We start from the raw sequence: 10099 nt of genomic DNA, 5'->3' as shown, positions 1-10099 counted from the left end.
CCAGCCTGTCCAGGGCGTCCTCCAGGAAGGCCGCGGTGTCCTCCCCCGCCACGCAGAAGCCGGTGGAGAAGTCGTACTCCGCATCCGTGATCCCCTCCCAGAACAGGCAGTAGTATTCCCGGCCCGTGGCCGGATCGGTGAGGGTGCCGCCGGGCCGGGCCGTCACCGTCCAGCCATCCCCGTAGTCCGGGTAGGTGGAGGTGAGCGTCCCGTCAAAGTCCAGGGTCACAGTCACCTCCGTCTCCTCCTCCGGGTAGAGGTAGAGCACCGGCTTGGCGGCTAAATCGCCGCGCTCCTCTGCCGCTCCGCAGGCGGTGAGACCGGCAGCCAGCAGGGCTGCCAGGGATAAAGTCAGCAGTCGTTTCAAAGCATTTCCCTCCTGTCGTTGATATTCATTTAGACGAAGGGACTGGAAAAAGGTTCCCGGCTGGCCGGGTCAATTCCGCCCCGCCTTTTCCCTCCGCACGGTGGGAAAGAAAGCGGGGAAAATCCCGCTGCGGGAGCCCAGGGCATGGAGCAGTGGGAAGCAGACCAGAACGGTAACCAATTGAACCACTATAACATGATTTTCCGTCCGCTCCTCCTGACTGTAGCGTACCGCTTCTCCGGCCATGTCCACGTAGAAGTCGGTGCGGTCCAGGGGATAGCCGGAGGTGATCTGCTCCAGGAAGGCGGGGTCCTCCTCCAGGTCGGCCCAAATCACCCGGCCCACCGGGAGGACAACCTCCCCGGATGCGAACTTCTCTCCATCCTGTACGCTCTCAGTATGGATGCGGGCAGCCACCCGTTCCCCGGAGGGGAGGGCCAAATTATAGAGGTAGCTGCCCTCAAAATAGCCCGCTCCCTCGTTGCGGTAGGCAATACCTTGGGAGAGCACTGTGAAAGTATCCAGCTCCAGCAGCTCCGCGATGCTCTGTGCCCGGGGAACCTCTGGCCCGGCAGGACTGCCCGCCTGGCCAGGAGCAGCGGAGTGAACCTCTGCATAGCCGTCATACGTGGCCGCGCTGAGGGCGGAGGCTGCGGCCCCCGTGCCCAGGGACACCAGATAGGCCACCAGCAGGCAGAGCCAGATATCAAAGCGAAGGCGGTGCAGACGCATGGCGGTTTCCTCCCCTCAGATTTCAGTGATGTCGATGGGGCGCAGCTCAGCGGCCCGGCCCTGGGTGCGGACGGTGAGCATGGCCCGGGCGGTGTCGATGGCGGTGATGCAGGCCACGGAGTGCTCCACGGTAGAGCGGCGGATCTTGAAGCCGTCGGTATCGTGGCGGCGGCCGCGGGTGGGGGTGTTGATGACCAGATCCACGGTGCCGGAGGCGATCATGTCCAGGATGTTGGGGTGGGCCTCTGACACGCGGGCCACCCAGCGGGCGGGTATGCCCGCCTCGTTGAGCGCCTTGCAGGTGCCGCTGGTGGCGAGAAGCTCAATGCCCATATCATAGAAGCCCCTGGCGATGCCAATCATCTCGTCCTTGTCCTCGTCCTTGACGGTAACGATGATGCGCCCGCCCTTCTTGGGGGCCTTCATACCGGCCCCCTTGAAGGCCTTGAGCAGCGCCTGGGGGAAGGACTCGGCCAGGCCCAGGCACTCGCCGGTGGACTTCATCTCGGGGCCCAGGCCGGTGTCCACGTCGGTGAGCTTCTCGAAGGAGAACACCGGCATCTTGACGGCGTAGTAGTCCGCCTCCCGGTAGATGCCCGTGCCGTAGCCCAGGTCGCGCAGCTTCTGCCCCAGCATCACCCTGGTGGCCAGGTCGATGATGGGCACGCCGGTGACCTTGGAGATATAGGGGATGGTACGGGAGGAGCGTGGATTGACCTCGATGACATACACCTGGTCGTCATAGATGACGAACTGGATGTTGACCAGGCCCACCACGCCCAGGGCGCGGGACAGGTCATAGGTGTACTTCAGGATGGTCTGCTTGTGCCTGTCCTCGATGTGGATGGGGGGATAGACCGAGATGGAGTCGCCAGAGTGGACGCCGGCCCGCTCGATGTGCTCCATGATGCCGGGGATGAGCAGCTCCTCCCCGTCGAAGACACCGTCCACCTCCACCTCGCGGCCCATGAGGTACTTGTCCACCAGGATGGGGTGCTCCTGCTCCACCTGGTTGATGATGCGCATGAACTCGGTGATGTTGCGGTCGTTGTAGGCGATCTCCATGCCCTGGCCGCCCAGCACGTAGGAGGGGCGCACCAGCACGGGATAGCCCACGTCGTGGGCGGCGGCCAGGGCCTGCTCGGTGGTGAACACCGTGCGGCCGGCGGCCCGGGGGATGCCGCACTGGTTCAAAATCTCGTCAAACCGCTCCCGATCCTCGGCGGCGTCCACGCCATCGGCGGAGGTGCCCAGGATGGGCACGCCCATGTCGGTGAGGGCCTGGGCCAGCTTGATGGCGGTCTGGCCGCCGAACTGCACCACCGCGCCCCAGGGCTTCTCCAGCTCCACCACTGCCTGCACGTCCTCGGCGGTCAGCGGCTCAAAGTAGAGCTTATCCGCCACATCGAAGTCGGTGGACACGGTCTCCGGGTTGTTGTTGATGATGATGGTCTCATAGCCCAGACGCTTGAAGGCCCAGACCGAGTGGACCGAACAGTAGTCGAACTCAATGCCCTGACCGATGCGGATGGGGCCGGAGCCCAGCACCAGCACCTTCCGTTTCTCCGCGCCATCATCCGCCCGGCTGGCCCCGGCGGCCTCGTTCTCCTGGTCGTAGGTGGAGTAGTAATAGGGGGTCTGCGCCTCGAACTCAGCGGCGCAGGTGTCCACCATCTTGAAGGCCGGGCGGATGCCGAAGGACTCCCGCAGGGCCTTGATCTCCTTCTGCTCCCGGCCGGAGAGGGCGGCGATCCACGCGTCGGAGAAGCCCATCTCCTTGGCCCGGCGCAGGGTGTCGCCGTCCAGGCGGCCGTGATCCAGGGCGTCCTCCATGTCCACGATGTTCTGGAAGCGGTCGAGGAACCACAGGTCGTACTTGGTGATCTTGTTGATCTTCTCCGGCGAGAAGCCCCGGCGCAGGGCCTCGGCCACCACGAAGAGCCGCTGATCGTCGATGTTCACCAGGCGGTCCTCGATCTCCTCGGTATACAGCTCGTCCAGACCGGGCAGGCGGAGGGACTTCACCGGCAGCTCCAGGGAGCGGATGGCCTTCATCAGCGCCCCCTCGAAGGAATTGCCGATGGCCATCACCTCGCCGGTGGCCTTCATCTGGGTGCCCAGGGTGCGGCTGGCGGTGGTGAACTTGTCAAAGGGCAGGCGGGGCAGCTTGAGCACGCAGTAGTCCAGGGTTGGCTCGAAGCAGGCGGTGGTCTTGCCGGTCACGGCGTTGGGGATCTCGTCCAGGGTGTAGCCCAGGGCCACCTTGGCGGCCACCTTGGCGATGGGGTAGCCGGTGGCCTTGGAGGCCAGGGCGGAGGACCGGGACACGCGGGGGTTGACTTCGATGACCGCGTACTCGAAGGAGTCGGGGTTGAGGGCCAGTTGTACGTTGCACCCGCCCTCGATCCCCAGGGCGGAGATGATGTTCAGGGAGGCGGAGCGGAGCATCTGATACTCCCGGTTGGCCAGGGTCTGGGTGGGGGCCACCACGATGGAGTCGCCGGTGTGGACGCCCACGGGGTCGATATTCTCCATGGAGCAGATCTGGATGACGTTGCCGGCGGAGTCCCGCATGACCTCGAACTCGATCTCCTTCCAGCCGGAGATGCACCGCTCGATGAGCACCTGGCCCACCCGGGAGAGGTGGATGCCCCGGTCGGCAATCTCCCGCAGGGAGGGCTCGTCGTAGGCGATGCCGCCGCCGGAGCCCCCCAGGGTATAGGCGGGCCGGACGATGACCGGATAGCCGATGCGCCCGGCGAACTCCACCGCGGCCTCCACGCTCTCCACCACGTCGCTGGTGACGCAGGGCTGGCCAATGGCCTCCATGGCGTCCTTGAAGCCCTGGCGGTCCTCCGCCTTGCGGATGGACTCCGGGCTGGTGCCCAGCAGGCGCACGCCGTACTTCTCCAGGATGCCCTGCTCGTGGAGGTTCATGGCCAGGTTCAGCCCGGTCTGGCCGCCCAGGGTGGGCAGGATGGAGTCGGGCCGCTCCTTGGCGATGACCTGCTCCACGCTGGCCAGGTTCAGCGGCTCGATATACACGTGGTCGGCGATGTCCTTGTCGGTCATGATGGTGGCGGGGTTGGAGTTGACCAGCACCACCTCCACGCCCTCCTCCTTGAGGGCGCGGCAGGCCTGGGTGCCGGCGTAGTCAAACTCGGCGGCCTGGCCGATGACAATGGGGCCGGAGCCCAGCACCAGCACCTTTTTGATCTTGGGATTCTTAGGCATGGGCGCGTCCTCCCTTCATGCTGTCCACAAAGCGGTCAAACAGATACTCGGTGTCCATGGGGCCGGGGGCGGCCTCCGGGTGGAACTGGACGGTGAAGCAGTTGGGCCGCCGGTAGCGCAGGCCCTCCACGCTGCCCTCGTTGACGTTGATGTGGGACACCTCCGCCACCGCCGGGTCCACGCTCTCGGCGGTAACCACATAGCCATGGTTCTGGCTGGTGATATAGGCCCGGCCGTGCTCCAGATCCTTCACCGGGTGATTGCCCCCCCGGTGGCCGAAGCGCATCTTGCGGGTCTCCGCCCCGGTGGCCAGGGCCAGGAGCTGATGCCCCAGGCAGACGGCAAAGAGGGGCAGCTCACTCTCATAGAGCTTCCGGACCTCCGTGATGATCTCCACGTTGTCCGCCGGATCGCCGGGACCGTTGGAGAGCATCACCCCGTCGAACCCGCCGGAGAGCACCGCCTCCGCCGGGGTGCGGGCGGGGAACACCGTCACCTCACAGCCCCGGTTCTGGAGGCAGCGGATCATGTTCTCCTTCACGCCGTAGTCCATCAGGGCCACCCGGAGCCGCCGCTCCCCCAGGGCGGGGTACATCTGGGGCTCCCTGCGGGTCACCCGCTCCACGGTGCCCTCCACCCGGTAGGCCCGGATGCGCTCCAGGCACTCCGGGACAGAAAAATGCTCCGCACAGGTGATCATGCCGTTCATGGTCCCCTGACTGCGGAGTATTCTCGTTAAGGCACGGGTGTCGACGCCCTCAATGCCGGTGATATGAAATTGCTTCAAATAGGAATCCAGCCCGTCCTCGCAGCGGAAGTTGCTGCCGCGCCGGGCCAGGTGGCGGACGATGAACGCCTCCGCCCAGGGGCGGGGGGATTCGTTGTCCTCGTGATTGACGCCGTAGTTGCCGATGAGGGGATAGCTCATCACAATGCCCTGTCCGGCGTAGGAGGGGTCGGTCAGGATCTCCTGATAGCCGGTCATGGAGGTGTTGAACACCATCTCGCAGATCCGCTCCTCGCCGGAGCCGATGCTGCGGCCCGCGAAGGTCATGCCGTTTTCCAGGATCAAGGTCGCTTTCATCTTCTGCATCACGCCTTTCGTTCCCAAGTTATCTGTACGATTGTAACCGAAAACCTCCCGCCTGACAACACTCTTTTGCGCCCGGAATCAAAAACCGTGGATTTGGACAAAAAGAGAGGGCGTATTGCCGATTTTTCCACGGCAATACGCCCCAAAAGTTAAAAATAAGATTTTGACCTCATTCTTTTTTTGCAGGAAATTCCTCCAGCCCGGGGCACAGCTCCACCACCACCAGCTCCGGACGGTTATAGAACCGGGGTAGCCGGGTGCTCTCCCGGGCCAGCCCCCGGCTGACGAGCAGGGTGGTGTCCCCCAGTGCATACCGGCCGCCGGCGTAGGTGGGAAACAGCCCCTGGTCGGGGGCAAACAGGCCGTTGAGCAGGCCGGGCAGCCGCCACTGGCCCCCGTGGGCGTGGCCCGCCAGCACCAGCTCGAAGCCCCGGCCCGCGTAGTCCTCCGTCCGCTCCGGCCGGTGGGTCATCAAAATGGAGCAGTGCTCCCCATCCAGGGCGGCGGTCACCGCCTCCAGCTGCTCCCGCCACCGGGTCTCGCCCACAGAGGGATCGTCAATGCCGCAGAGCTGCACCGTCTGTCCCGCCGCCGTTACCGTCACACAGTCCCCCGCCAGCACAACCGCGCCCCGTTCCTCCAGCCGGGCCTTCACCTCGTCCACCCGCCCCGTCCAGAACTCGTGATTGCCGGTGACATAATAGGTGGGCCATACCGCCGCCAGGGCCTCCACCGTGTCCAGCGCCCGCGCCTCCGGCATCCGGGGCTCGTCGTCCACGATGTCGCCGCACAACAGTACCAGGTCGGGTGACTGCTCCGCCACCGCATCCAGCAGCTCCCGCTGGCCCTCCCCATAGGCGCAGGCGTGCAGATCGGTGAGCACCGCCAGCCGCACCGGGCCGGTGAGTCTCCCGCTCTCCACCGTATAGGCGCGTACCAGCAGGCGGGCGTCCAGACCCGCCAGCAAAAACACCCCGGCTGCCGCCAGAGCGGCGGCCAGCACTCCTTTCGTCCGCTTTTTCATGCGTTCGCCGCTTTCTTTTATTGATTTTCGATATTATAACATCCATACCCTCCCAGCGTCAAGGCCCCTGCGTACATAATCCGCCCGGCGGCGGCCATACTGAACGGTGAACATTACCGCGGGAGGTCTTCTCATGGTCATCGCATTTCTGCGCACCATCATTCTCTACCTCTTTATCATCGTGGGCATCCGCCTCATGGGCAAGCGCCAGGTGGGCGAGCTGGAGCCCTCGGAGCTGGTGCTCGCCCTGCTTATCGCCGATCTGGCCGCCGTGCCCATGCAGGACTTCGGCATCCCTCTGCTCACCGGCATCATCCCCATCCTCACCCTCCTCTGCCTCACCATGGCCCTGTCGGTGCTCACCATGAAAAGCGTCCGCTTCCGTGCGGTGCTCTGCGGCCGTCCCAGCATCATCGTGGAAAACGGCAAGCTCCACCAGCGGGAGATGCAGAAAAACCGCTTTACAGTGGACGAGCTGATGGAGGAGCTGCGTATGAAGGGGATCACCGACCTCAATTCCATTAAATACGCCATTTTGGAGACCAACGGACAGATCTCCGTCCTCCCCTACGCGGCCCAGCAGCCCGTCACTGCGGCCCAGATGGAGCTGCACCCAAAGGAGCCCGGCCTGCCCCTGGTGATCATCAACGACGGCCGGGTGCTGGAGCACAACCTGCGCCAGCGGGGGCTGGACGACATCTGGCTGGACCGGCAGCTCAAGGCCCATCACGTAAAGCGCAGCCAGGACGTGTTTCTCCTCACTGTGGATGAGCAGAACCAGGTCTACCTGGCGGAGAAGGAGGGGCGGGTATGAAGCGGCTGTGGATCGCAGCCCTGCTGCTGGCTGCCCTGTTCGGCGCAACGCTGTGCAACAACCTCTATCTGCGGGGCTTTACCGGGGCGCTGAACGCCCTTCTGGAGCAGGCGGAGGCCCGGGCGGAGACCGGGGACTGGGAGGAAGCCCGCGTCCTCACAGAGCAGGCCCTCACACAGTGGCAGTCCCGGGACAGCTACCTGCACATCCTCCTGCGCCATTCCGACACCGATCAGATCTATACCGGTTTTCAGGAGGTGCTCGAGTTCCTCACCTGCCAGGAGGCCGGGGAGTACTCCGCCGCCAACGCCCGGCTCATGACCCAGATCTCCCTGCTCTACGAGGCCGAACAGTTTACCCTGAAGAACGTCCTCTAGCCCCGGTTGACGGGCCGGGGAAAACCCGGTACAATGGCGGGTGAAAGGAAGGCTGATGCCCATGAACACACCCACCATTCTGCTCTACAATCTGGACAACCCCCGGGGGGCCAAAATCCGCCGTATGTGCCTGCCCCTGCGCCTGCGCACCGCCCTGGTGCCCAGGGAGTCCTACGGCCTGCCCCTGGGGGAGCTGGCGGAGGGGGCCGTCCCGGAGGCCCCCTACGACGGGGACGGCTTTGACGACGAGATGCTCCTGATCGTCAACTGCCCCGGCCCTCTGCTGGATCTGTTCCTCCAGGCGTTCCGCCGCCAGAAGCTCGCCCCCGTCCGGCTGAAGGCGGTGCTCACCCCCACTAACCGGGAGTGGGACTCCGTGGCCCTCCATGCCGAGCTGTGTCGGGAGCGGCAGGCCATCGCGGAGGGCCAGGCCGCCCATCGGAAGGGACCGGCCGGGGAATGAAGCTGCTCATCTCCCCCGCCAAGAAAATGCGGGAGGACGGGGACTTTCTCGCCCCCCGGCAGGCCCCCGCCCTGCTGGAGCGGGCGGCGGTGCTGGCGGAGTGGCTGCGGGGGCTGGACTACACAGCCCTGAAAAAGCTGCTCGCCTGTAACGACGGTATCGCGGAGCTGAACTTCCGCCGCTTTCAGGAGATGGATCTCCGCCGCCCCGGCGCCCCCGCCCTGCTCTCCTACGACGGCATCCAGTACCAGTACATGGCCCCCCACCTGTTCACCCGGCCGCAGTTCGAGTACGCCGAGACGCATCTGCGCATCCTCTCCGGCTTTTACGGGGTGCTGCGCCCCTTCGACGGCGTGCTCCCCTACCGGCTGGAGATGGGGGCCAGATGCAGCACCCCCTTCTGCAAAAACCTCTACGACTTCTGGGGCGATTCCCTGTACCGGACGCTGACCGCCGGCGGGGAGGACACCCTGCTCAACCTGGCCTCGGCGGAGTACGCCAAAGCGGTACGCCCCTGGGTAACCCCTCCCGTGCGGTGGATCGACGTGACCTTCGGCGAGGCGGACGGAGACAAGGTGGTGGAGAAGGGGGTCTATGTCAAGATGGCCCGGGGGGAGATGGTACGCTTCCTGGCGGAGCGGAACGCCGAAACGCCGGAGGCGGCCCAGGGCTTCGACCGGCTGGGCTACCGCTTCTCCCCCGCCCACTCCACCGCCGCCTCCTACGTATTTTTGCGGGAGGGGCGGACGAACTAGGAGGTCTCCATGCTCCAACGTCTGCTCTGCCTGCTGCTGGGCTATCTCTGCGGCGGCTTCCTCACCGCCGAGCTGGTGGCCCGGGCCCGCACCGGCAAAAGCGCCGCCGCCCTGGGCACCGGAAACCCCGGCATGGCCAATCTGGCCCACGAGCTGGGAAAAGGCTGGGGGGCGGTGGTGCTGGCCGGAGACATCGCCAAGACCGCCCTGGCCTTTGGGCTGTGCCGGGCGCTCTTCCCCGCCCTGGGCGGCCTGTCCGGCCTGTGGGCCGGGCTGGGTGCGGTGCTGGGCCACAATTTCCCCCTCTGGCGGGGCTTCCGGGGCGGAAAGGGGGTGGCCGTCACCTGCGCCGCCCTCATCCTCTTCTCCCCCCTGTGGGGGACGGCCGCCTGTCTGTCCGGACTGGCCGTCACCCTGCTCTCCGGCTGGCTGCCCCTGGGGGCGGTGGTGATCCCCGCCCTGTTTGTCCCCCCGGCCTTTCTCTGCCGCGGCCGGGAGGCCGGGCTGCTGGCCCTGATTCTGGCCCTGATCATGCTCTCCCGGCACATCCGGGGGCTGGGCCGCATCCTCCGGGGGGAGGAGGAGCGAAAATTCCGCGGCCGCTGAGCCCCAGCCGAAAAATATAGCGCATTCTACCATTCCGCCGGCGCTTTGTGGTATAATGGTGGAACAACATAGAACAAGAGGGATTCCGCCATGCACAATGAACTGACCAAAAAAGACATTCAAATGATGAAGGAGGAGCTGGACTACCGCCGTATCCAGCTCCGGCCCCAGCTCCTGGAGGCGGTGAAGGAGGCCCGGGCCTTCGGCGATCTCAGTGAGAACTTCGAGTACAAGGCCGCCAAGCAGGAGAAAAACCGCAACGAGAGCCGCATCCGGTTCCTGGAGAACATGATCAAGACCGCCGTGGTGCTCCCCGACGCCGGGGCCAGCGACGGGGTGCAGCTCTACGACAGAGTCACCGTCTTTCTGGAGGACGAGGGGGACACCGAGGTGTACCAGGTGGTCACCACCATGCGGCAGGACGCCCTCCACGGCCTTATCAGCAAGGAGTCCCCTCTGGGGAAGGCCCTGCTGGGCCGGAAGGTGGGGGAGACGTTCCACATCCAGGTCAACGATACCTACGGGTATGACGCGGTGGTGAAAGCCATCGAGAAGGGCGCCGACGACGGCTCGGTGCCGCTGAACCGCTTTTGAACCAATGAAACTGTCCCGCGCCGGATGGCTCCGGCGCGGG

At 65.3% G+C, this 10099-nt stretch carries 10 protein-coding genes and 1 pseudogene; 6 read left to right on the top strand and 5 right to left on the bottom strand.

Translation table 11 applies throughout. The features are described 5' to 3' along the window. The 5 genes and pseudogenes from HMPREF0372_RS20340 to HMPREF0372_RS08165 form a co-directional block, all read right to left on the bottom strand. Window positions 1-367 (bottom strand): annotated as a pseudogene (locus tag HMPREF0372_RS20340) (hypothetical protein); the annotation flags it as partial. A gap of 69 nt (window positions 368-436) precedes the next feature. Then, window positions 437-1099, bottom strand: coding sequence for a hypothetical protein (locus HMPREF0372_RS08180; protein ID WP_007490715.1), 663 nt, complete (start codon window positions 1097-1099; stop codon window positions 437-439). Window positions 1100-1114: 15 nt separating this feature from the next. After that, the gene (gene carB, locus HMPREF0372_RS08175) at window positions 1115-4333 is read right to left on the bottom strand and encodes a carbamoyl-phosphate synthase large subunit (RefSeq protein WP_007490713.1); all 3219 of its coding nucleotides are present in this window, start codon (window positions 4331-4333) and stop codon (window positions 1115-1117) included. Next, entirely contained in the window at window positions 4326-5426 is a 1101-nt protein-coding gene (locus HMPREF0372_RS08170) for a carbamoyl phosphate synthase small subunit (RefSeq protein WP_007490711.1), read from the bottom strand. Before HMPREF0372_RS08170 ends, carB begins: the two co-directional genes overlap by 8 nt. Before the next feature lie 169 nt (window positions 5427-5595). Further along, entirely contained in the window at window positions 5596-6450 is an 855-nt protein-coding gene (locus HMPREF0372_RS08165; protein ID WP_007490708.1) for a metallophosphoesterase, read from the bottom strand. A 133-nt stretch (window positions 6451-6583) separates the two neighbouring features. On the opposite strand from HMPREF0372_RS08165, the gene HMPREF0372_RS08160 reads away from it, so the two are divergent. From HMPREF0372_RS08160 to HMPREF0372_RS08135, 6 genes are all read left to right on the top strand, one after another. After that, window positions 6584-7264 (top strand): DUF421 domain-containing protein, encoded by a 681-nt coding sequence (locus HMPREF0372_RS08160; RefSeq protein WP_007490707.1) that lies wholly within the window; start codon window positions 6584-6586, stop codon window positions 7262-7264. Further along, the gene (locus HMPREF0372_RS08155) at window positions 7261-7641 is read left to right on the top strand and encodes a DUF4363 family protein (RefSeq protein WP_007490705.1); all 381 of its coding nucleotides are present in this window, start codon (window positions 7261-7263) and stop codon (window positions 7639-7641) included. The genes HMPREF0372_RS08160 and HMPREF0372_RS08155 overlap by 4 nt, the downstream gene beginning before the upstream one ends. A gap of 61 nt (window positions 7642-7702) precedes the next feature. Then, window positions 7703-8104, top strand: coding sequence for a DUF3783 domain-containing protein (locus HMPREF0372_RS08150; protein WP_230979266.1), 402 nt, complete (start codon window positions 7703-7705; stop codon window positions 8102-8104). After that, a complete protein-coding gene (yaaA, locus tag HMPREF0372_RS08145; protein WP_007490701.1) occupies window positions 8101-8859 on the top strand; it encodes a peroxide stress protein YaaA in 759 nt (252 codons plus the stop codon). The genes HMPREF0372_RS08150 and yaaA overlap by 4 nt, the downstream gene beginning before the upstream one ends. Window positions 8860-8868: 9 nt before the next feature. Then, the gene (locus HMPREF0372_RS08140) at window positions 8869-9465 is read left to right on the top strand and encodes a glycerol-3-phosphate acyltransferase (protein WP_007490699.1); all 597 of its coding nucleotides are present in this window, start codon (window positions 8869-8871) and stop codon (window positions 9463-9465) included. Window positions 9466-9555: 90 nt separating this feature from the next. Then, window positions 9556-10059 (top strand): GreA/GreB family elongation factor, encoded by a 504-nt coding sequence (locus HMPREF0372_RS08135; RefSeq protein ID WP_007490697.1) that lies wholly within the window; start codon window positions 9556-9558, stop codon window positions 10057-10059. Window positions 10060-10099 lie beyond the last annotated feature (40 nt).

It is taken from the genome of Flavonifractor plautii ATCC 29863, from assembly GCF_000239295.1.
Taxonomy (GTDB): domain Bacteria; phylum Bacillota; class Clostridia; order Oscillospirales; family Oscillospiraceae; genus Flavonifractor; species Flavonifractor plautii.
The sequence above is the reverse complement of the archived record's forward strand: the minus strand, read 5'-3'. Positions and strand labels throughout refer to the sequence as shown.

What these genes read in the sequence shown, in the direction of transcription:
- HMPREF0372_RS08180 (WP_007490715.1), bottom strand. Translation starts at nt 1,099, where the DNA reads ATGCGTCTGCACCGCCTTCGCTTTGATATCTGGCTCTGCCTGCTGGTG.
- carB (WP_007490713.1), bottom strand. Translation starts at nt 4,333, where the DNA reads ATGCCTAAGAATCCCAAGATCAAAAAGGTGCTGGTGCTGGGCTCCGGC.
- HMPREF0372_RS08170 (WP_007490711.1), bottom strand. Translation starts at nt 5,426, where the DNA reads ATGCAGAAGATGAAAGCGACCTTGATCCTGGAAAACGGCATGACCTTC.
- HMPREF0372_RS08165 (WP_007490708.1), bottom strand. Translation starts at nt 6,450, where the DNA reads ATGAAAAAGCGGACGAAAGGAGTGCTGGCCGCCGCTCTGGCGGCAGCC.
- HMPREF0372_RS08160 (WP_007490707.1), top strand. Translation starts at nt 6,584, where the DNA reads ATGGTCATCGCATTTCTGCGCACCATCATTCTCTACCTCTTTATCATC.
- HMPREF0372_RS08155 (WP_007490705.1), top strand. Translation starts at nt 7,261, where the DNA reads ATGAAGCGGCTGTGGATCGCAGCCCTGCTGCTGGCTGCCCTGTTCGGC.
- HMPREF0372_RS08150 (WP_230979266.1), top strand. Translation starts at nt 7,703, where the DNA reads ATGAACACACCCACCATTCTGCTCTACAATCTGGACAACCCCCGGGGG.
- yaaA (WP_007490701.1), top strand. Translation starts at nt 8,101, where the DNA reads ATGAAGCTGCTCATCTCCCCCGCCAAGAAAATGCGGGAGGACGGGGAC.
- HMPREF0372_RS08140 (WP_007490699.1), top strand. Translation starts at nt 8,869, where the DNA reads ATGCTCCAACGTCTGCTCTGCCTGCTGCTGGGCTATCTCTGCGGCGGC.
- HMPREF0372_RS08135 (WP_007490697.1), top strand. Translation starts at nt 9,556, where the DNA reads ATGCACAATGAACTGACCAAAAAAGACATTCAAATGATGAAGGAGGAG.